The 19825-nt window shown below is 69.4% G+C and carries 20 protein-coding genes; 9 read left to right on the top strand and 11 right to left on the bottom strand.

What is annotated here, in order from left to right; genetic code table 11:
- Positions 1–6: 6 nt before the first annotated feature.
- On the bottom strand, positions 7–693 hold the full coding sequence (locus OXS27_RS12765) for a response regulator transcription factor (protein WP_243922927.1): 687 nt from the start codon (positions 691–693) through the stop codon (positions 7–9).
- 408 nt (positions 694–1101) lie between these two features.
- Between OXS27_RS12765 and OXS27_RS12760 the strand changes: the two genes are divergently transcribed.
- The 4 genes from OXS27_RS12760 (at position 1102) to OXS27_RS12745 (ending at position 5359) form a co-directional block, all read left to right on the top strand.
- Entirely contained in the window at positions 1102–1671 is a 570-nt protein-coding gene (locus tag OXS27_RS12760; RefSeq protein ID WP_243922925.1) for a L,D-transpeptidase family protein, read from the top strand.
- Positions 1672–2028: 357 nt separating this feature from the next.
- Entirely contained in the window at positions 2029–2970 is a 942-nt protein-coding gene (locus OXS27_RS12755) for a glycosyltransferase (RefSeq protein WP_267356505.1), read from the top strand.
- 45 nt (positions 2971–3015) lie between these two features.
- Positions 3016–4344, top strand: coding sequence for a UDP-glucose/GDP-mannose dehydrogenase family protein (locus OXS27_RS12750; RefSeq protein ID WP_243922921.1), 1329 nt, complete (start codon positions 3016–3018; stop codon positions 4342–4344).
- 67 nt (positions 4345–4411) lie between these two features.
- Positions 4412–5359 carry a UDP-glucuronic acid decarboxylase family protein gene (locus OXS27_RS12745; protein ID WP_267356504.1) on the top strand — a complete coding sequence of 316 codons (948 nt, stop codon included), beginning with the start codon at positions 4412–4414 and terminating at the stop codon, positions 5357–5359.
- A 178-nt stretch (positions 5360–5537) separates the two neighbouring features.
- On the opposite strand, the gene OXS27_RS12740 is transcribed toward OXS27_RS12745, so the two are convergent.
- Complete coding sequence (locus OXS27_RS12740; protein ID WP_243922918.1) at positions 5538–6290, bottom strand: YggS family pyridoxal phosphate-dependent enzyme; 753 nt, start codon at positions 6288–6290, stop codon at positions 5538–5540.
- Positions 6291–6466: 176 nt separating this feature from the next.
- On the opposite strand from OXS27_RS12740, the gene leuS reads away from it, so the two are divergent.
- Entirely contained in the window at positions 6467–9052 is a 2586-nt protein-coding gene (gene leuS, locus OXS27_RS12735) for a leucine--tRNA ligase (RefSeq protein WP_267356503.1), read from the top strand.
- A 273-nt stretch (positions 9053–9325) separates the two neighbouring features.
- Positions 9326–9523, top strand: a complete 198-nt coding sequence (locus OXS27_RS12730) for a DUF2283 domain-containing protein (protein ID WP_267356502.1) — start codon at positions 9326–9328, stop codon at positions 9521–9523.
- Between the two features lie 6 nt (positions 9524–9529).
- Here OXS27_RS12730 and OXS27_RS12725 read toward each other — a convergent pair whose 3' ends face one another.
- The 3 genes from OXS27_RS12725 to OXS27_RS12715 are packed head-to-tail and all read right to left on the bottom strand — an operon-like array spanning position 9530 to position 12023.
- Positions 9530–10315 carry an ABC transporter substrate-binding protein gene (locus OXS27_RS12725; RefSeq protein WP_243922912.1) on the bottom strand — a complete coding sequence of 262 codons (786 nt, stop codon included), beginning with the start codon at positions 10313–10315 and terminating at the stop codon, positions 9530–9532.
- On the bottom strand, positions 10315–11073 hold the full coding sequence (locus OXS27_RS12720; protein WP_267356501.1) for a TerC family protein: 759 nt from the start codon (positions 11071–11073) through the stop codon (positions 10315–10317). Before OXS27_RS12720 ends, OXS27_RS12725 begins: the two co-directional genes overlap by 1 nt.
- The gene (locus OXS27_RS12715) at positions 11070–12023 is read right to left on the bottom strand and encodes a lipid kinase (RefSeq protein ID WP_267356500.1); all 954 of its coding nucleotides are present in this window, start codon (positions 12021–12023) and stop codon (positions 11070–11072) included. Before OXS27_RS12715 ends, OXS27_RS12720 begins: the two co-directional genes overlap by 4 nt.
- Positions 12024–12319: 296 nt before the next feature.
- Between OXS27_RS12715 and OXS27_RS12710 the strand changes: the two genes are divergently transcribed.
- From OXS27_RS12710 to OXS27_RS12700, 3 genes are all read left to right on the top strand, one after another.
- Positions 12320–13222 (top strand): hypothetical protein, encoded by a 903-nt coding sequence (locus tag OXS27_RS12710; protein WP_267356499.1) that lies wholly within the window; start codon positions 12320–12322, stop codon positions 13220–13222.
- A 132-nt stretch (positions 13223–13354) separates the two neighbouring features.
- A complete protein-coding gene (locus OXS27_RS12705) occupies positions 13355–14638 on the top strand; it encodes a nuclease (RefSeq protein ID WP_267356498.1) in 1284 nt (427 codons plus the stop codon).
- 4 nt (positions 14639–14642) lie between these two features.
- On the top strand, positions 14643–15683 hold the full coding sequence (locus OXS27_RS12700; protein WP_243922902.1) for an aldose epimerase family protein: 1041 nt from the start codon (positions 14643–14645) through the stop codon (positions 15681–15683).
- Positions 15684–15866: 183 nt separating this feature from the next.
- Here OXS27_RS12700 and OXS27_RS12695 read toward each other — a convergent pair whose 3' ends face one another.
- The 6 genes from OXS27_RS12695 to OXS27_RS12670 form a co-directional block, all read right to left on the bottom strand.
- A complete protein-coding gene (locus OXS27_RS12695) occupies positions 15867–16604 on the bottom strand; it encodes an NADH dehydrogenase ubiquinone Fe-S protein 4 (protein ID WP_267356497.1) in 738 nt (245 codons plus the stop codon).
- Positions 16605–16729: 125 nt separating this feature from the next.
- The gene (locus tag OXS27_RS12690; protein ID WP_243922898.1) at positions 16730–17074 is read right to left on the bottom strand and encodes a hypothetical protein; all 345 of its coding nucleotides are present in this window, start codon (positions 17072–17074) and stop codon (positions 16730–16732) included.
- 16 nt (positions 17075–17090) lie between these two features.
- Positions 17091–17534 carry a hypothetical protein gene (locus OXS27_RS12685; RefSeq protein ID WP_243922896.1) on the bottom strand — a complete coding sequence of 148 codons (444 nt, stop codon included), beginning with the start codon at positions 17532–17534 and terminating at the stop codon, positions 17091–17093.
- Between the two features lie 118 nt (positions 17535–17652).
- The gene (locus tag OXS27_RS12680; RefSeq protein ID WP_243922894.1) at positions 17653–18189 is read right to left on the bottom strand and encodes an Hsp20/alpha crystallin family protein; all 537 of its coding nucleotides are present in this window, start codon (positions 18187–18189) and stop codon (positions 17653–17655) included.
- A 128-nt stretch (positions 18190–18317) separates the two neighbouring features.
- Positions 18318–18806: an Hsp20 family protein gene (locus tag OXS27_RS12675; RefSeq protein WP_267356496.1), complete on the bottom strand. Its 489-nt coding sequence runs from the start codon at positions 18804–18806 to the stop codon at positions 18318–18320.
- A gap of 472 nt (positions 18807–19278) precedes the next feature.
- Positions 19279–19825, bottom strand: a 547-nt coding sequence (locus OXS27_RS12670; RefSeq protein ID WP_276592700.1) for a DNA translocase FtsK, incomplete at its 5' end; no start/stop codon positions are given.

Here is a 19825-nt window from a genome sequence, read left to right as displayed (position 1 = left end):
TTTTCGTCAGGGCAGCAACTTGTATCCACCGCCCTCCGTCACCAAGATCGCAGCGGTAGCCGGGTTGGGCTCGATCTTCTGGCGCAGCCGGTAGATATGCGTCTCCAGCGTGTGGGTGGTGACGTGGGCGTTGTAGCCCCAGACCTCCGCCAGCAATGTGTCGCGGTTCACCACGGCCCGGCCCGCCCGGTAGAGGAAGCGCAGGATCGCGGTCTCCTTCTCGGTCAGCTTGAGCTTCGAGCCGCGCTCGCCGACCAGCAGCTTGGCGCCGGGCCGGAACGTGTAGGGGCCGATCTGGAACACCGCGTCCTCGGAGGCCTCGTGGCTGCGCAGGTGGGCGCGGATCCGGGCCAGCAGGATGCCGAACTTGAACGGCTTGGTGACGTAGTCGTTGGCGCCGGCCTCCAGCCCCTCGACGTGATCGGCCTCGGAATCCTGGGCGGTGAGCATGATCACCGGTCCGCGGAAGCCGCCGGCGCGCATCCGGCGCACGGCCTCGCGCCCGTCGAGATCGGGCAGGCCGACATCCATCACGGCGAGGTCGATGCGCTCCGTGGCGGTCCGCCGGATCGCGTCCGTGGCGTTCGCCTCGGTGAAGACCGTGAACTCGTCGCAGAGATCGAGCTGCTCGGTCAGGGTGTCGCGCAGGATCGCGTCATCATCGCAGATCAGCAGGCGGTAGGCATTCGACATCGTCCGGGTCCCAGGACAGGCCGCCGGTGGGGGAGGGCGATCCTCCCGGGGGGCAGCACGCAAGACTAGCGGTTCTCGGCAGGATCGCCGCGATACGTGATCGCGGCGATCCTGCGGAGGCCTTCGTTTCCGCATCATTGCACCGTCGAGGCGGAGGGCGCCCCGGCGAGCGGGTCTGCTGCGGTGGCCGGGCCGCCGTGCCGGACTCCGAAGGTGCCCCTCTCGCGCTGGCGCGGGACCGGTCTCCTCCCAAGTCCCGGCTGACGCCCCAGGCTCCGGGCAAGGATAGAGCACACTTTGTGGCGGGAAATTGCCTTGTGCGCAATTTTCATCTGTCCGGGCGCGAATATCGGGCATAAGGCGCGCCGGTCGAGGCCGGCCAGCCGGCTGGCTGAGGGGAGGGCGGACATGCGGCGACGGCCGGGCGGACGGGCCGAGGACGGCGTCCCCGTGACTTTGCGCGAGATCCGCATGCGCGCGGTGATCGGCAACCGGTCCCGGGGCCACCTGCTGGTCGGACCCACGGTGATTCCCTGCGCGCTCGGCGCCGGCGGCATCGTCGTCGACAAGCGTGAGGGCGACGGCGGCTCGCCTCGCGGACGGTTCCGGCTGCGCGGCGGCGCCTACCGGCCCGACCATCTCGGGCTTCGCCCACGCACGGCCCTGCCGCTCCGGGCGACCCGGCCCGGCGACGGCTGGTGCGACGAAAGCCGGGACCGCCGCTACAACCGCCCGATCCGCCTGCCGGCCCCGGGCGTCAGCGCCGAAACGCTCTGGCGGGACGACGGGCTCTACGACGTGGTGATCGACCTCGACTACAACCGCGGGCCGATTCGCAGAGGGCGGGGGTCGGCGATCTTCCTGCACCTCGCCCGGGACGGCTACCGCCCCACGGAAGGCTGCGTCGCGCTCGCCCGGGCCGATCTGTTGCGGCTGCTGCGGCGGCTCGGGCCACGGACCTGTCTGCGGATCGGGTGAGGGCGCACCGGCTTGTTCACGCGTTCGTGAGTTCGCCGAACGGAATGTATCCGCGATTTATGAATTCTGATTTCGAACTGTCAAGAAGGCTGTGTAGAGCTGTATTCGGCATGAGAAAACATAGAAAATCTGTATTCGTTTCTATTCAGAGTGATCTCGGCGAGCGACCGGATTGTCGAATTTCTGCTCTACGGTGGAGCGACTCGATTTCCGAACTATTTTGATGCGAACCGAATATTGTTTTATAAAATAAAATCATTTTAGCTTGAAAAAGTCACAAATGCACAATTTGCTATCGTGAATGCTTCATGATATGCCACTTTTAAGCATTAATTAAGATCGTAAGCCGAGGCGGCAATGCAGGACAATTGCGTTTGCTATGCTGTCGATTCGAATTATCTGTTTCCTGCAACATTGAGTGCCCTGCAGGTCAGAAAAAACACGCCGCATGAGCGCGCCAATGTCGCCATCGTGTGTTTCGATGAGCCGAACGACAACACACGATTGGCGGCGACACTTTCCGAGGCGTCCGGAGTCAAATTCATCCTGATGCCGCAATCTGAACTTGAGGGCGTCCCCCTGGCCTACGCGCGGCTGTTTCTCGACAAGGGGCTTCCGGCACAATACAGGAATCTGGTGTATATCGACGGCGATACACAGGTGCCCAACTCCCTCGAGGACCTGTTCGCGCCCGGTCTGGCGCACCACGATTTCGTGGCGGCCCGCGATGCCATGACCCTGATCGTCAACGACAACACCCGGATGGCGAAGCGGATCAAACGATATTTCCGATCCCTGGACATCAACGAGGCCGATCACGAGCGGTACTTCAATTCGGGCGTGATGAAACTCAAGCGGAGCATCATCGGCGACCTGCGGTCGGAGATCAAAGGTCTGCTCGCCCGGAACAAGAACGCTTTCACCTTCTTCGATCAGGACGCTCTGAATATTATATTAGCTGGCAACAAGAATTTGATGTCCATGAGATGGAATTTTCCCACCTTCCTCATGAACTACAGCCATTTCCGAGAGGTGCCCGCCCATCTGCTGCATTTCTGCTCGAACCCACGCCCCTGGCACGGCCCTTTCACCCCCTGGGGAGACGCCTATTTTCAGGTCTATACCGAGTTTGCGAAATCCTTTCCGAACACCAATCGGAATACCCAGCCTCTCAAAGGCCTGAAGAAGGTCAAATATATCCTCCAGACCCGGTACAAGAGTATCGTCGAGCCGTATATCTGGGACAATGTCTACTCCCGCCGCAGGAGGATCGTGCAGGAGTTGGATACGATCATCTGAACGGGATCCTGCAGATCTTGCGGACCGAGGTCCGAGGAGGAGCATATGCGTCTGGCCGTGGTCGGATCGGGCTATGTCGGGCTGGTCACCGGGGTCTGCCTGGCGGATTTCGGCCATTCTGTCGTCTGCATCGACAAGGATCCCGCGAAGATCGCCGCCCTGAATGCGGGGCGGATGCCGATCTACGAGCCGGGCCTCGGCGACCTCGTCGCCGACAACGTCGCCCAGGGCCGGCTGGCCTTCGTGACGGATCTCGGCCCCGCGGTCGCCCAGGCGGAGGCCGTCTTCATCGCGGTCGGCACGCCGTCGCGCCGCGGGGACGGCTTCGCCGACATGACCTATGTCCGCGAGGCCGCCCAGGAAATCGCCCGGTCGGTGAGGGGATTCACGGTCATCGTGACCAAGTCGACCGTTCCGGTGGGGGAGGGTGACGTGGTCGAGCGGATCGTGCGTGAGATCGCCCCCGAGGCGGATATCGCGGTCGTCTCGAACCCGGAATTCCTCCGCGAAGGCGCCGCGATCTCCGACTTCAAGCGGCCCGATCGGATCGTCATCGGCGTGGACGATCCGCGCGCCGAGGCGGTCATGCGCGAGATCTACCGCCCCCTGTACCTCAACGCGGCGCCGATCCTCGTGATGGGCCGGCGCACGGCCGAACTCACGAAATACGCCGCCAACGCGTTCCTGGCGACCAAGATCACGTTCATCAACGAGATCGCCGAATTGTGCGAGGTCGTCGGGGCCGACGTGCAGGCCGTGGCGCGCGGGATCGGCCTCGATGGACGGATCGGGCCGAAATTCCTCCATGCCGGTCCGGGCTATGGCGGATCCTGCTTCCCGAAGGACACCCTGGCGCTGGTGAAGACCGCGCAAGACCACGAGGTGCCGTTGCGGATCGTCGAGACCGTCGTGGCCGTCAACGACAGCCGCAAGCGCGCGATGGCCCGCAAGGTGATCCGGGCCTGCGGCGGATCGGTGCGAGGCAAGACCGTGGCCATGCTCGGCCTCACCTTCAAGCCGGACACCGACGACATGCGCGAGGCCCCGTCCCTGGCGATCGCCACCGGCCTGCAGGATGCGGGCTGCCGTGTCCGCGCCTACGATCCCGAGGGCCTGGAGCAGGCCCGCCCGCTGATGCCGGGCGTGGACTTCGCCGACGACGCCTATGCCTGCGCGGAGGGGGCGGACGCGGTGGTGATCGTGACCGAGTGGAACGCCTTCCGGGCCCTCGACCTGGCCCGGCTGCGGGCGATCATGGCAGCACCGGTCTTAATCGATCTGCGCAATATCTACGAACCGGAAACGGCCCGCCGTCACGGATTTTCCTACACGAGCGTCGGTCGACGCGGGGACGGGCCCGCCCTCGACGCGTGAGGGATCGGCGGGGCGGCGGCCGCACCCCGGCGGGGCAGGGCGCGTTGGGTGGAAGGAGGGTTCGAGCGTGCGCTACGACGATATCAAGAAGATCCTCGTGACGGGCGGTGCCGGCTTCCTCGGGTCGCATCTCTGTGAGCGGCTGCTCAATGACGGACATGAAGTCCTGTGCGTCGACAACTTCTACACCGGCACACGGCGGAACATCGCGCATCTGCTGGGCAATCCGCGCTTCGAGATCATGCGTCACGACGTGACGTTCCCGCTCTACGTCGAAGTCGACGAGATCTACAATCTCGCCTGCCCGGCTTCGCCGGTGCATTACCAGTTCGACCCGGTCCAGACGACGAAGACGAGCGTCATCGGCGCGATCAACATGCTGGGCTTGGCCAAGCGGCTGCGGATCAAGGTGTTCCAGGCCTCCACGTCGGAGGTCTACGGCGACCCGGAAGTGCATCCGCAGGTCGAGGAATACGTCGGCCACGTCAACCCGATCGGCTTCCGCTCCTGCTACGACGAGGGTAAGCGCTGCGCCGAGACCCTGTTCTTCGACTATCGGCGCCAGCACAATCTGCCGATCAAGGTCGTGCGCATCTTCAACACCTACGGCCCGCGCATGCACCCGAACGACGGCCGCGTCGTCTCCAACCTGATCATGCAGGCGCTTCGGGGCGACGAGATCACGCTCTACGGCGACGGGGAGCAGACGCGCTCGTTCTGCTACGTGAGCGACCTGATCGAGGGCTTCGTCCGCCTGATGGACAGCGGGCCGGAGGTGACCGGACCGATCAACATCGGCAATCCGAACGAGTTCACGATCCGCGACCTCGCCCACATGGTGATCGAGCTGACGAGTTCGCGCTCGCGGATCACCCACCGTCCCCTGCCGCCGGACGACCCGCGGCAGCGCCGGCCCGATATCGGGAAGGCGAAGGCCGTGCTGGATTGGGAGCCGACCGTGCAGTTGCGCGAGGGGCTGGAGCGGACGATCGCGTATTTCCGCTCGACGCTTTAGGGGCGTGCTGGCCGGCCCAGATCGGGATTCCCAAGGGCGAGCCCTTGGGCGGGTTCTCAGGGCAGAGCCCTGAGTGGCTTGCCCCTGAGTTGCTCGGCCCTGAGATGTTCAACAGGGCTCTGCCCTGGACCCGCGAAAGGGCTCGCCCTTTCGAAACCGGGACATGGGCCAGGCGCCGCTACCCTTTCGGCTTGCGCGCCCCGAAGATGGCGGTCCCGACCCGGACATGGGTGGCGCCGAGCTGGATCGCCGCCGGGAAGTCGGCGCTCATGCCCATGGAGAGGATCGGCAGGTCGTGCTCCTTGGCGAGCCGCGCCAGCAGGGCGAAATGGGCCGAGGGCGGATCCTCCGCGGGGGGGATGCACATCAGCCCCTGGATCGCCAGCCCGTGCGTGTCGCGGCATTCCGCCAGCAGGGCGGCGAGCTGGTCCGGCAGGACACCGCCCTTCTGCGGCTCCGCGCCGGTGTTGACCTGGATCAGCAGCTTCGGCGCGCGCCCCGACCGGGCGATCTCCTTGGCGAGCGCGGCAGCCAGCGACGGCCGGTCCAGGGCGTGGATCACGTCGAACAGCGCCACCGCCTCCCGGGCCTTGTTGGATTGCAGCGGCCCGACGAGGTGCAGTTCCACATCCGGGTAGCGGGCGCGCAGGTCCGGCCACTTCGCCGTCGATTCCTGCACGTAGTTCTCGCCGAACACCCGCTGCCCCGCCTCGAGCGCCGGCAGGATGCCTTCGGCCGGCACGGTCTTGGAGACAGCGACCAGCTGGACCTCGGACGAGTCACGCTCCGAATCCTCGGCCGCCCGGGCGATCGCCGCCCGCACCTCGGCGAGCCCAGCGGCGACGTCGGCCTGCCCGACCGGCAGCTTCGCGGTCGGGTGTCCCATCCCATCCGTCGCCGGGGCGCTCGAATCAGTGATCGCGTCGTCCATCGCGTGCCTGTCCTGTCACTGCCGGGCGCCGGTTCCGACCTATGCGCTCGCGCGCTCCGTGCAAGCCCGAATCGTACGCTGCGTTGACCGGCTCCCGCGCAGATATGCTATCGCGACGCGACCGTGCCGTCGTCATTCCGCGGAATGATCGACGAGCCCCTGACCCCGCCGGATCCATGACCAGCACCGCCGTTCCCCAACCCGTCGAGCGCTACAACGCCAAGGATGCCGAGCCGCGCTGGCAGGGCGCCTGGGCGGAGCAGCGGCTGTTCGAGACCGACAACGCCGACAGCCGCCCGAAATACTACGTGCTGGAGATGTTCCCCTACCCGTCGGGGCGCATCCATATGGGCCATGTCCGCAACTACGCGATGGGCGACGTGGTGGCTCGCTACAAGCGCGCCCGCGGCTTCAACGTGCTGCACCCGATGGGCTGGGACGCGTTCGGCCTGCCAGCCGAGAACGCCGCCATGGAGCGCAAGGTCAACCCGCGGGACTGGACCTACGCCAACATCGCTTCCATGCGCGACCAGCTGAAGGCCATGGGCCTGTCGCTCGACTGGAGCCGGGAGATCGCGACCTGCGATCCCGACTACTACAAGCACCAGCAGCGCATGTTCCTCGACTTCCTGGACAAGGGCCTCGTCACCCGCCGCACCGCCAAGGTGAACTGGGATCCTGTGGACCACACCGTGCTGGCCAACGAGCAGGTGATCGACGGGCGCGGCTGGCGCTCCGGCGCCCTGGTGGAGAGCCGCGAGTTGACGCAGTGGTTCTTCAAGATCACCGACTTCGCGGAGGATCTGCTGACCGCCCTCGACGGGCTGGACCGCTGGCCGGAGAAGGTCCGGCTGATGCAGAAGAACTGGATCGGCCGCTCGGAAGGCCTGGAAGTCCGGTTCGCCCTGGCACAGCCGGTCGCCGGCGCCCTCGATTCGGTGACCGTCTACACGACCCGGCCCGACACGCTGTTCGGCGCGAAGTTCCTGGCGATCGCGGCCGACCATCCGCTGGCGGCCGCTTTGGCCGAGGGACGGCCGGAGCTGCAGGGCTTCATCGAGGAGTGCCGCCGCACCGGCACGGCGCAGGCCGCGATCGACACCGCCGAGAAGCACGGCTTCGACACCGGCCTGACCGTGCGCCATCCCCTCGACTCGTCCTGGGCGCTGCCGGTCTACGTGGCGAACTTCGTGCTGATGGAATACGGCACCGGCGCGGTGTTCGGCTGCCCGGCGCACGACCAGCGCGACCTCGACTTTGCGAACAAGTACGGGCTCGGCAACACGCCGGTCGTCTGCCCGGAGGGGCAGGACCCGGCCACGTTCGTCATCACCGACACCGCCTATGTCGAGGACGGGCGGATGATCAATTCACGCTTCCTCGACGGGCTGAGCACCGACGCGGCGTTCGAGGCGGTGGCCCGGCGCCTCGAAGGGGAGGGGGTCGCCACCCGCAAGGTGCAGTTCCGCCTGCGCGACTGGGGCGTCTCGCGCCAGCGCTACTGGGGCTGCCCGATCCCGATCATCCACTGCGAATCCTGCGGGCCGGTCCCCGTACCGGTGGCCGACCTGCCGGTGAAGCTGCCCGAGGAGGTGTCGTTCGACCAGCCCGGCAATCCGCTGGAGCGCGACGCCGCCTGGCGCAACGTGTCCTGCCCGCATTGCGGCGCGGCGGCCCGGCGCGAGACCGACACGATGGACACGTTCGTCGATTCGTCCTGGTACTACGCCCGCTTCACCGCGCCTTGGCTCACCGACGCGCCCACCGACCGCGCCGTGGTCGATCACTGGCTGGCGGTGGACCAGTATATCGGCGGCATCGAGCACGCGATCCTGCATCTGCTCTACGCCCGGTTCTTCATGCGGGCGATGCGCGAGACCGGCTGGGCCGGCGTCGCCGAGCCCTTCGCCGGCCTGTTCACGCAGGGCATGGTGGTCCACGAGACCTACAAGGATGCGGCCGGCGCCTGGGTGCCGCCGGCCGAAATCCGCTTCTCCACGGAAGAGGGCGAGCGCCGCGCGTTTCACGTGAAAACTCAGGCGCCGATCGCGATCGGCCCGATCGAGAAGATGTCGAAGTCGAAGAAGAACGTGGTCGACCCCGACGACATCATTGCGAGCTACGGGGCCGACACGGCGCGCTGGTTCATGCTGTCCGACTCGCCCCCCGAGCGCGACGTGATCTGGACCGAGGAGGGCGTGCAGGGCGCGGCCCGGTTCGTCCAGAAGGTCTGGCGTCTGGTGAACGCCGCCGAGCAGGCGACCGGTGACGGCGCCGCCGACCTGCCCCTGCGCAAGGCCGCCCACCGGGCGCTGGCCTCCGTGCAGGACGATATCGAGCGCCTGCGCTTCAACCGCTGCGTGGCCCACATCTACACCCTGGCCAACGCCCTGGAGGATGGCTTGCGCGGCCCGGTCACGGCGGCTGTCGCCAAGGAGGCGGCCAGCATCCTGGTGCAGCTGATCGCGCCGATGATGCCGCATCTGGCCGAGGAGTGCTGGACGGTGCTGGGGGGCTCCGGGCTCGTCGCGCAGGCGCCCTGGCCGGAGGCGGAAGCCGGGTTGCTCGTCGAGGACGAGATCACCCTGCCGGTCCAGATCAACGGCAAGAAGCGCGCGGACGTCACCGTGCCGCGGGACGCCGACGCCAAAGCCGTGGAGGTCGCGACCCTGGCGCTGGAGGTGGTCCAGACGATCCTGGAGGGGAGGGCACCCCGCAAGGTGATCGTGGTGCCGGGGCGGATCGTGAATCTGGTGGTGTGATCCATCGACCAGCCCGATCCCACCCTGTCCCTCATCCTGAGGTGCCGCAGCGCAGCGGCCGCCTCGAAGGAGGGCTCCAGCCAGCCGCGCGATCCCTGGAGGGTTCCTTCGAGGCCCGCTGACGCGGTCACCTCAGGATGAGGGTGTGGGTGGGATAAGCGGACTCGATGAGCTGACGGCGCTGCTGTCCAAGGCCCCCGTTATGGCGCCGGGGTCGCCGAAGGCCATCATCACGCTCTTCCTCGTTCCTCGATCGTGGCTGGAGGCGCCGACATGAAAGTCAGATACGACCCGGAGGCTGACGCCCTCTACCTACGCTTGGCCGATACATCGGTCAGCGAGAGCGAAGAGGTGCGCCCCGGTATCATCTTCGATTTCGATGCGGAGGGCCGCGTCGTCGCCATCGAGATCCTGGATACCAAGGCGCATCTCTCGGCCGGCGTGGATCTGGCGCATCTCAGCGCGGCGTAAGGCGGCTCAGGGCGCAGCCAGTCCCGGATCCTGTCCGCTGGCTTCCAGGCCGCGGCGCACGAGCCCGTCCCGCTTCGCCCACGCCAGGAAATCAGCGAGGTAGGCCGCCCCCGCCGGGCGTCCGACCGGCAGGCCCATCGCCTGCGGGATCTCCATGAAGTGCCCCGGCAGCAACCGCACCTCCGGATGCGCCGCCGCGTAGGCAGCGAGCGGTTGCTCCACCCCGGCGGCCACCTCCAGCCCGTCCTGCGCGAAGGCCGTGACTGCCTCGGCTGAGGTCGGCGCCCGCACCAGGGTCGCGTGCTTGAGGCTCCGGCTCAGGAACAGGTCGTAGGCACTGCCGCGGCCCACCGAGATCCGCACGCCGTCGCGGTCGACCGCCTCCAGAGTCCGGATCGGGGAGGAGTCCGGCACGAGGTAGCTGCCGGCGATCAGCACGTAGGGCGTCGTGAAGGCGATGCCCTCGGCCCGCTTCGGGTCGATCGCCAGGAAGCAGATGTCCCAGGTGCCCGACCCCGCCGAGCCCGAGACCGCGCCCGCCCCTGGGAAGGTCACGAATGCCACCTTGACGCCGAGCCGCGCGGCGAGTGCCCGGGCGAGATCCACCGACACCCCCGCGGGCCCGTTCGGTCCGGCCTGCGCCAGAACCGGATTGCCGAGGTTGATCGCCGCCCTGAGCGTGCCGGTGGGGGCGAGATCGTGCAGGATGGCGGGATCGGACATGGCAGGCTTCGTCTCCGCGTAGGCAAGGACCGGGACGAGCAGCAGGCCGAGCGCCGCGAGGATCCGCATCAGGCTCGCTCGACCCGACCGGGTACCGCAGCCTTGGTGCCACGCCGTCGCCGCCGGGCCAGCATGTTGAGGCCCTCCACGCCCGCCGAGAACGCCATGGCGGTGTAGATGTAGCCCTTCGGCACGTGCGCCCCGAACCCTTCGGCGATCAGCACCATGCCGATCATGATCAGGAAGCCGAGCGCCAGCATCACCACGGTGGGGTTGCGGGCGATGAAGGCCGAGAGCGGCTCTGCGGCCAGCAGCATCACCGCCACGGCGACGATCACCGCCACCATCATCACCGGCACGTGCTCGGTCATGCCGACCGCCGTGATGATCGAGTCGATCGAGAACACGAGGTCGAGCAGCAGGATCTGGCCGATCGCCGCGCCGAAGCCCAGGCTGCCGCCGGGTTCTTCCGATTTCGGCTCCGGGTCCACAGAGTGGTGGATCTCCTTGGTGGCCTTCCAGAGCAGGAACAGGCCGCCGCCGATCAGGATCAGGTCGCGCCAGGAGAAGTCCTGCCCGAACACCGAGAAGACCGGCTCGGTCAGGTGCACGATGAACGCCACCGTGCCCAGCAGTCCCAGGCGCAGGATCAGCGCCAGCCCGATGCCGATCCGCCGGGCCCGGGTCTGCTGGTCGGCCGGCAGCTTGTTGGTCAGGATCGAGATGAAGATCAGGTTGTCGATACCGAGCACCACCTCCATCACCACGAGGGTGGCGAGCGCGGCCCAGACGGCGGGCTGGCTGGCGAGCTGGATCAGGTCGGTCACGGGCGGGGGGCCTCGCTGGTCGGGAACAGGCGGCTGCCGAGGGTGCCGAGGTCGAACGAACTCGGGCCGCGCACCGGCTCGGGGGCGAAGACTTGCAGGATCTTCGGGAAGACCTTGAAATGCGCGGGGGTGTGCGTGGTCAACTCGCCATCGGTGTTCACCGGCCGCGGCCGGCGGGTCGTGATCCGGATCTCCTGGGCGTGGAAGGCCCGCACGTCGGCCGCCCGGCCGTGGGTGCCTCGCCGGAGCGCCGGCAGCAGCGCGATCAGCCGCCACCAATGATCGATCTCAAGGCTGTAGAAATCGAGCTTGCCGTCATCAACCGCGGCGCTCTCCGCGACCGTCATGCCGCCGCCGTAGTGCCGGCCGTTGCCGACCGAAACCTGGATGGTGGTGACCTTCTCGACCGTGCCATCATGCTCGATCGTCACCGTGAAGGGCCGGACCCGGCGCAGCACCCGGATTGCCGCCACCGCGTAACCCAGCACGCCGAAGGTCTTTTTCGATTCCGCCGTCAGCTCACCCGCGAGTTCGGCCGAGAAGCCGATGCTCGCGACGTTGAAATAGTAGTGCCCGTTGACCCAGCCGAGATCCACCGGCCGCGCCTCGGCGGTCGGAATGAAGCGGGCGGCGTCCAGGGGATCGGGCGGCAGGTTGAGGGAGCGGGCGAGGTCGTTGGCCGTGCCGAGCGGCAGGATCGCGAGCGGCAGGCCGGTCTCCACCAGGGCCGGGGCGGCGAAGTTCATGGTGCCGTCGCCGCCGCCGAGGATCACGAGATCGACCGCCCCGGCGTGTTTGCGGATCTCGGCGCGGCAATCGGCATCCGGCGGCGGCTCCACCGGCTCGATCCCACCCGCGCGCAGGATCCGGCGGATCTCGTCCAGGTCGGACCCGCCATTGCGGGCCTTGGCGTTGCAGATCAGCAAGGCCCGGCGCGGCGGGGCGCTCATCGGGGGCTCCCGGGTCGCGGGGTCGGGCAGGCCTTGGCGTCAGGTCGGGCCACGAAAACCTCGATGCGCAGCGGCGGGAGAGCGGGCGGAATGGAGCCTGGGAACGGCCAAAGCCAAGACTGTCCCCGACTTGGTACCCAAACGGACGAACGCAACCCCATCATCCCCGCAATCCAAGGCTGCCCGCCGCCGTACGATCAGGCAGGATGTCAATCGCGCCCGAGATCTGCGTGGAACTCCCCACCCCCGCGGGCGCGTTCTCGTCACTGTCCGCCCCGGCCGCCAGGAAGGCACCGATGTCCGCCACCCGCCCCGCCCGACTCCAGGCACGCACCCAATCGCTCGTCCTTGGCATGCTCCTGCCGCTCGCCCTCGCGGGCACGGCTGCGGCCCAGCAGCAGGGCGCGGCGAGCCAGGGGGGCTGGGTCGACCCGCCGCCGCGGGCCGCCGGTGCCGTGAAGGAATCGCTGAAGGCCGCCATGCCCCAGAACCCGGAGACGAATGCCGCGAAGGCCCAGCCCGAGACTCCGCGCGACGCCGCGCCGGTCCGTCAGGCCGCCAAGCCGGAACCCGGCGAGGACGCCCTGCCGAAGGCTGCGGCGACGCGGGCGCCGGGTCCGAAGCGGGCGGCTGCCCTGGAGCGTCCGCCGGTCCGCGAGAGCCTGCGCCGCCTGGAGCACCACGAAGCGCGCCAGGAAGCGCGTCAGGAGACCCATCGTCCGCACCGCCTCGCGGAGACGCCGGCCGCATTCGGCCCGGCACCGGGCGTGTCGGCCGAGCGCGTCGCCGCCGCCCGGGCGCTGACGGCGAGCTACCTCGCCACCGTCTCGGGGTCCGACGACACCATGGTGGGCGCGGCGACCCGGTACTACGCGTCGCGCGTGCGCTTCTACGGCCGTCCGGTCACCACGGCGGGGCTCGTGGCCGAGAAGCGCAGCTTCGTCCAGCGCTGGCCCGAGCGGCGCTACGAGCCGCGGGCCATGCGCGCCGCTTGCGACGCCGAGACCTGCACGATCCGCACGCTGGTCGAGTTCCGCACCGCCAATCCGGGGCGCGGCGCCGTGTCCATCGGCGAGGCCGAGCTGATCCTGGAGGTGGGTTTTGCCGGCGCGCGGCCCTACATCCTGGGCGAGACCGGCCGTGTCCTGCGGCGGAGCATCCAGGCCGGGACCCTGGCCGCCTCGCCCGGCAAGGCGTAAGGAGCCTGTCGCCGCGTGCGGCGGATCGCCGAGGAGACGAATCCCGGCGATCAGATGTTTTGTAAGGCGCTCCCGCGCGGGCCCCGGCCGATCGATTCCGGGCCGCGCCTGGGTGGTGCCGGGATCGGGTGAATGACGTCGTCGACTCTGGTGGAGCAACAGGAGGCGGAACCGGCCCGTCCGGCCCTCGACGATCCCAGCCGCCACGCCCTGCGCGCGGCGATCCGGGAGGAGATTGCCCGCGCCCGCCCGCGGCCCGTGGCGGTGCGGACCCTCGAACTCTTGGCCGAGGCCGCCTGCATCCCCGATGAGGCCGGGACCGGCATCCGGGTGCTCGACCGGCAGGGTGTCGTGCGCCACCGGGACGGGTCCGATGCACCGATGACCCTGGCGGATCTCGTCGTGGAACTGCGCAGCCGCCATCCCGCCCTGTTCCTCCCCCCCGAGCCGGAGATCGAACCGGCCGCGCCCGCCATCGAGGAGCCCCGGGATTCGGCCCTGCTGACCGGTGCCTACGAGATGAAGGCCGCCACCGCACGCTTCGTCGGCGCGCAGTCCGAACGGGCCCGCTCCCTGGCGGAGCGCTCCTCCGAGCAGGGTCGCGTCCTGGCCCAAAACGCCGCCGGCCGGTTCGCGACCCTGCGGACGCGCCTGCGCGGCCGGCTCGCCAGCCCGGCCGAGGGGGCGGGCGGAGCAGCCCCGGGGACGGATCCGGCGGCGGCCTGGAACAGCGGGCCCGGCCGGTTCGGCGAGACGCTCCGCGACGGCCGGGATCGCCTGCGCGACCGGTTCGGCTTCGGCGGCGTGGATGACGGGTCCCACCGGCAGCGCCGCCTGCTCCTGGGTGCGGCCGCCGGCACGCTGGTGGCTGTGATCGCCGCCGGTCTTGTCCTGGAGAGAAGCGGGCCGATCGCGCCGCGCCCCGCCGCTCCGGCGGCGTCCCGCGGGGAGGCTCCGAACAGTACGGCTCCGAACGGCACAGCCCCGAACAGTGCGGCCCAGGGTGGGGGCACCCCGAGCGCGCCGTCCGCCGCCCCCGATACGGTCACGCCGCCCCCTGAAACCGCGGGCGATGCCGAGCCCGACACACCATTGCCGCCGAACGCCATCGCGGGACAGGCGCAGGTGATCGACACCGCGACCCTCAAGGTTGGCGGCAAGGTGGTGCACCTGTTCGGCGTCGAGTGGGTGCGGGGCGGACAGGCGGAGGAACTGGCCCGCTACATCGGCAGCCGGCAAGTGACCTGCCAGCCCGCCCCCGGCAGCGCCACCATGAACTGCCTCGTGGACGGGCGCGACATCTCCGAGGTGGTGCTGTTCAACGGCGGCGGCCGTGCCTCCCCGGAGGCGAGCCCCGAACTGGTCGCGGCCGAGGATCACGCCCGGAGCGAGCGGCTCGGCGTGTGGAAGCGCTAGGCGGATGCCGGCCGAGACCTTCGGACGGACCGCGGATGGCCACCCGGTCGCCCGCCATAGCCTGAGCCGGGACTCGTTGCGGGTCGCCGTCATCGAATTCGGCGCCGTCGTCACGGCGATCGAGGTGCCCGACCGGGACGGGCGCACGGCCAACGTCGTGCTCGGCCTCGCGACGCTCAAGGGCTACGAGACCGTGAGCCCGAGCTTCGGCGCGATCGTCGGCCGCTACGCCAACCGGATCGCGAACGGGCGCTTCAGCCTCGACGGACACGGCTATCAGCTGCCGGTGAACGAGGGGCCCAACACCCTGCACGGCGGCCCGCAGAACTTCGGCAGGCGCCTGTGGCGGGTGGAAGGCTCCGACGCGACGCGCCTCGTCCTGAGCCGCCGCTCGCCGGACGGGGAGGAGGGGTTCCCCGGGACCCTCGACGTCCGCGTGACCTACAGCCTGCCGGCGGACGGGGTGCTGCGCATCGATTATGCCGCCCAGACCGACCGGCCCACGATCCTGAACCTCACCAACCACAGCTACTTCAACCTCGCCGGGGAGGGGGCGGGCAGCGTCCTCGGCCATCGGGTGCAGGTGGAGGCCGATGCCTTCGCGCCGACCGATGCGACCCAGATCCCGACCGGCGCGCTCCAGCCTGTCGCCGGGACGCCGTTCGACTTTCGCGATCCGCGGACCTTGGAGGAGCGGATCCGGACCGGGGATCCGCAGGTCGCCTACGCCAAGGGCTACGACCACACCTTCGCGCTGCGCGGCCCGGCCGGGACCCTACGGCCGGCTGCGACCTGCATCGATCCCGGCAGCGGGCGCCGGCTCGACGTGTGGACCACGCAACCGGCGCTGCAGCTCTACAGCGGCAACAATCTCGACGGCACGCTGATCGGGCCGTCCGGCCGGATCTATCGCTCCGGCGACGGGGTCTGCTTCGAGACGCAAGGCTTCCCCGACGCCCCGAACCACCCGAGCTTCCCGTCCGCGGTGCTGCGCCCCGGCGAGACCTTTTCGGCGGCCACGGAGTTCCGGTTCTCGGTGGCATAGGCGACGCTGGTCTCACAGCGGCTCCTGCGCGGTGCAAGCGGATTCGCACGGTGCCGGCTGCGCCGAGGCTTAACGCCGTGTTCCCCCCACTCCACGTGCGGGGAGAGGCGCGCGCGGGCTTCAGACCGTTCCCTGTGAATCTCCCAGCCCGAGCGGCAGAGAGGACCCGCGCTCGATCCGGCCTCATGCGGCCCGCGCGAGATCCCTTGAGGCGCGCTCCTCCGACACGGGCATTGCGGCGGCCGGCGCGGCCGGGTGGGGATGCCAGGTCTCGCCGAGCGCCAGGAGTGCGGCCGTCACGGCGTCGAGCTGCGACGGCTCGCCCTCGGCCATGCCTTCGGCGGCCGCCACCTCCTTCAGGTACTCATCCCAGGCCCAGCGCCGCAGGATCTCCCGCTTGCAGCCGGGCAGCAGCCGAGGATGGTCGAGCACCTGCGCGGGCGCGGCGAACACCGCCGCCGGGTTGACCAGCGCCCGCTCCAGATCCGGAAGCTCCGGTGTGGCCCGGCGGCGCCCCGCGGCGCGTCGAGCCGGTGGGTGCGGAGGCCGCGGCCGCAGGCCGGGCCGCCAGGACGGGATCGTCGGCGCGACCGGGGTCGGGCCCGTGACGGCGGTCTCCGGCTCGACCGTGTCGGTCAGGCCGTGGCGCTCGGTATAGGCAATCGCCTCGGCCCGGGTGGGAAAGCTGAGCTGAACCTGCGTGGCGAGGGGATCGTCGCCGGCTGTCCAGCCCATCAGGGGCTCGATTTCGGGCGGCGTCTCGCGCTCGACGGTGAGGAGCCACGTCCCCGTCCGGGCGCGGCCCGCGGTGTCGACCGGGCGCTCGCGGCGCCGGATCCGGGCCGTGCGGCCGGCGAGCCAGCCGGGCGGCACCGCCATGGGCGGGTTGTTGTGGCCAGCTTCGATCGTCCGTTCCTCCATGGTGACCTCCCGACATATCTCAGTATCGCGACCGGGACCGGAGCTCTGCCGGGCCCCGATCCCGCCTCACCCCGGGGGCCGGTGGCATCCTCCGGGGTAAGGCGCATGGCTATCGTTCACGGGTGTCAGGCTCCGAGGAGCCCGAGCCGCGCAGCCGTCTGGACGCCGAAGCTCGCCGCGAAAGACAGCAGCGCGGCGTCCCAGGCCGTCAGGGCGGGGGATGCGCCCGGCGGGACGCCCCGGATCAGGGCGAGGCCGAGCCACGCGAAGCCCGACAGGCTCAGCAGCCCGGCCGCCACCCAGGGCAGGGCCGCGGGCGGGCAGGGCGCCGCCAGGGCGAGGCACATCACGGCGGTCAGCAGCCAGCTGACCAGCATGGACTCGTTGGTCACGCCCGCCTGGTTGCGGGCGCGGTGCCGCCGCCGGCGCCAGAGGTCGTGATGCGGATTGTTCAGGTGGACCATCGTCATGGAACGCCCTCCCGGTTCAGTTCAAGGCAGATCCGGGCGCTCTCCGGCCTCCGTCCCAGCGCCGGGTGAAGGCCGCCGGGAAGAGCGGTCGGCGTGGCGCAGCCGGCGCAGGGGAGCCCTCGTCGAGGGCCTGGAGCGCCTCCAGGATCTCGTCGATCGGGACGGGCTCGGCCCGGCAGCCCGGCAGGCAACGCAGGGTCGGGTTGGACTCGACCGCCCGGGCGTCGGAGGCCCAGGAGGCCAGGATCGCCCGCTTCTCGGCGACCGATAAGCCCGGATAGGTCAGCACCTCGCGGGGCTGCCGGAAGACGTCGCCCGGCGCCACGAAGGCCTCGAACGGGTCGACCGCCGGCGGCCGCAGGTTGGCGGCCGTCACCGGGCCCAGACGCTCGACGCCCAGGCGCTCGATACCGGCACCGACCGGGCCGGCCTGAATGGGATGAATGTCGATCTGCTGCATGAAATCCTCCTCGGGACCCGCCGCAGGCGGGCAAAGGCTGGAATGGGCCGGCACGCCCCCTTTGGAGGACGCGCCGGCCGCTCCGTCATGCGTTCGGTCTCAACCGCCTCGGCGCCGCTCAGTGCTTGGCCGCCGAAGCACCGCCGCCGTTGATCGCGATGCGGCGCCGACGCTCCGGCACCTCGGCCGAGCGTGGCAGCGTCACGGTGAGGACGCCGTTGCGGAAGGTCGCCTCGGCCTTATCGTCCTGCACCGCGAAGGGCAGCGCGATCGACCGCTCGAAGCGGCCGTAGCTGCGCTCGGAATAGCCGCGCTCCTTGTCGGTGGTCTCGGCGCGCTTCTCGCCCTTCAGGGTGAGCACGCCATCCTCGACCAGGAGCTCGACATCCTTCTCGTCGAGCCCGGGCAGCTCGGCAGAGACGCGCAGGGCGCCGCCCTCCGCCTCCACCACCTCGACGTTCGGCCAGCCGACGCTCCGAGTCGCGAGGCTCATATGCGCCAGGCTCGGCACGCCGAACCCGTTGAACACGTCGTCGAACAGGCGGTTCACCTCGCGGTGCAGGGCCAGGAACGGGCTCGTCGGCTCGCTCGGCAGGCTGGCCGGGGCGGGGGTGCCGGTGCTGCGGTTCCAGGGAATTAGATCTCTCACGCTCATGATGCTCTCTCCATCGCAGATGTTGCCAGTTGCGGGAGCGAGCCCCCGGGTCCGGGGACCCGCAAGAGAGTGTCGTCTGGAATGGCGTCCGTCCGGCCCCGGCGGGGCCCGGGCCGACGGATGCGGGATCAGGCCGCCTGGGCCTCGCGCACGCGGCTGATCTGCGCCGGGGCGTTGTCCTGGCCCGCCGTCGCCGTGACGCCGCCGATGGCGATGCGGCGGGGCTTCAGGGCCTCCGGCACCTCGCGCTTCAGCGCGACGGTGAGCAGGCCGTTCTCCAGGCTCGCGTCCACCACCTTCACGTGCTCGGCCAGATTGAACGTCTGCCGGAAGGTTCGGGCCGCGATGCCGCGGTGCAGATACTGCTTCTCGCCCTCCTGAGCGGCCTTCTGGCCGGCGACGAGGAGCGTGGTGTCCTGCTGGGTCAGCTCGATCTCGTCAGCCGTGAAGCCCGCCACCGCCATGGTGATGCGGTACTGATCCTCGGCGACCTTCTCGATGTTGTAGGGCGGCCAAGCCGTGGACGGCTCGACGCGCTCGGCTTGGTTGAGCAGCTCGAACAGGCGGTCGAACCCGATGGACGACCGGAACAGGGGCGAAACGTCGTAAGTCCTCATAACCACATCCTCCTGTGAGCAACGTGACTACAAGCGACGCCAGACACCGGGTCCGGCGCCCTCAAGCGAGCCCGTTTTCAGGCCTCGCACGCGCGTAACGTGCTCACAGAGGTTAGGTTCCTGGGACGAGCGAAAATTTTTGCGCTTTGGATAGTGAGTGTGCGAGCGGGGCAATCGCACTCGCGATGTGCCGACTGGGATCCTCCCCTCGCCCCGCGAGCAGGGAGGGGGGGCTCCAGCGACCTTGTCATCGCCGGAGCGAGGCGGCAGCCGGAGGTGAGGGGGCTCGAACGGAGAAGTCTCTTCCGGAGCCGCCCCCTCACCACCGCTTCGCTTCCCGCACGGACGACGAGGTCCATGCCGGCCTCTCCCCGCGCGGGGAGAGGGGGACCCGCGCTTCAGTCCGAGATGTCTGAACATCGTAGCTCCAGCGGGGGAGGGCCCCCGTGGACGCGCCGGCGCCCCACGATCCTCAGCCGACCGCATCCTCCACCAGGATCTCGCGCTTGCCGGCGTGGTTGGCCGGGCCGACGATGCCCTCGACCTCCATCCGCTCCATCAGCGAGGCGGCGCGGTTGTAGCCGATCTGAAGACGCCGCTGGATGTAGCTGGTCGAGGCCTTCTGGTCGCGCAGCACCACCTGCACGGCCTGGTCGTAGAGGTCGCCGCCGGTCTCGCCGAAGGAGCCCTGGTCGAACACCGCGCCGTCGAGTTCCAGCTCCGCCGCACCGGCCTTGCCCTTGGCGCCCTTCTCCAGGGCACCTTCCTCGTCATCGGCCGTGACGGCGTCGAGGTAGCTGGGGCGGCCCTGGCGCTTGAGGTGAGCGACCACGGTCTCGACCTCGCTGTCCGAGCAGAACGGCCCGTGCACCCGGGTCGTGCGCCCGCCCCCGGCCATGAACAGCATGTCGCCCTGACCCAGCAGCTGCTCCGCGCCCATCTCCCCCAGGATCGTGCGGCTATCGATCTTGCTGGTCACCTGGAAGCTGATCCGGGTCGGGAAGTTCGCCTTGATCGTG

This window comes from Methylobacterium sp. GC_Met_3 (genome assembly GCF_026540775.1).
GTDB lineage: Bacteria > Pseudomonadota > Alphaproteobacteria > Rhizobiales > Beijerinckiaceae > Methylobacterium.
The sequence above is the reverse complement of the archived record's forward strand: the minus strand, read 5'-3'. Positions and strand labels throughout refer to the sequence as shown.

What these genes read in the sequence shown, in the direction of transcription:
- OXS27_RS12705 (WP_267356498.1), top strand. Translation starts at nt 13,355, where the DNA reads ATGACGTCGTCGACTCTGGTGGAGCAACAGGAGGCGGAACCGGCCCGT.
- OXS27_RS12710 (WP_267356499.1), top strand. Translation starts at nt 12,320, where the DNA reads ATGTCCGCCACCCGCCCCGCCCGACTCCAGGCACGCACCCAATCGCTC.
- OXS27_RS12730 (WP_267356502.1), top strand. Translation starts at nt 9,326, where the DNA reads ATGAAAGTCAGATACGACCCGGAGGCTGACGCCCTCTACCTACGCTTG.
- OXS27_RS12755 (WP_267356505.1), top strand. Translation starts at nt 2,029, where the DNA reads ATGCAGGACAATTGCGTTTGCTATGCTGTCGATTCGAATTATCTGTTT.
- OXS27_RS12680 (WP_243922894.1), bottom strand. Translation starts at nt 18,189, where the DNA reads ATGAGCGTGAGAGATCTAATTCCCTGGAACCGCAGCACCGGCACCCCC.
- OXS27_RS12740 (WP_243922918.1), bottom strand. Translation starts at nt 6,290, where the DNA reads ATGGACGACGCGATCACTGATTCGAGCGCCCCGGCGACGGATGGGATG.
- OXS27_RS12765 (WP_243922927.1), bottom strand. Translation starts at nt 693, where the DNA reads ATGTCGAATGCCTACCGCCTGCTGATCTGCGATGATGACGCGATCCTG.
- OXS27_RS12725 (WP_243922912.1), bottom strand. Translation starts at nt 10,315, where the DNA reads ATGCGGATCCTCGCGGCGCTCGGCCTGCTGCTCGTCCCGGTCCTTGCC.
- OXS27_RS12715 (WP_267356500.1), bottom strand. Translation starts at nt 12,023, where the DNA reads ATGAGCGCCCCGCCGCGCCGGGCCTTGCTGATCTGCAACGCCAAGGCC.
- OXS27_RS12695 (WP_267356497.1), bottom strand. Translation starts at nt 16,604, where the DNA reads ATGGAGGAACGGACGATCGAAGCTGGCCACAACAACCCGCCCATGGCG.
- OXS27_RS12760 (WP_243922925.1), top strand. Translation starts at nt 1,102, where the DNA reads ATGCGGCGACGGCCGGGCGGACGGGCCGAGGACGGCGTCCCCGTGACT.
- OXS27_RS12700 (WP_243922902.1), top strand. Translation starts at nt 14,643, where the DNA reads ATGCCGGCCGAGACCTTCGGACGGACCGCGGATGGCCACCCGGTCGCC.
- OXS27_RS12685 (WP_243922896.1), bottom strand. Translation starts at nt 17,534, where the DNA reads ATGCAGCAGATCGACATTCATCCCATTCAGGCCGGCCCGGTCGGTGCC.
- OXS27_RS12690 (WP_243922898.1), bottom strand. Translation starts at nt 17,074, where the DNA reads ATGACGATGGTCCACCTGAACAATCCGCATCACGACCTCTGGCGCCGG.
- leuS (WP_267356503.1), top strand. Translation starts at nt 6,467, where the DNA reads ATGACCAGCACCGCCGTTCCCCAACCCGTCGAGCGCTACAACGCCAAG.
- OXS27_RS12675 (WP_267356496.1), bottom strand. Translation starts at nt 18,806, where the DNA reads ATGAGGACTTACGACGTTTCGCCCCTGTTCCGGTCGTCCATCGGGTTC.
- OXS27_RS12750 (WP_243922921.1), top strand. Translation starts at nt 3,016, where the DNA reads ATGCGTCTGGCCGTGGTCGGATCGGGCTATGTCGGGCTGGTCACCGGG.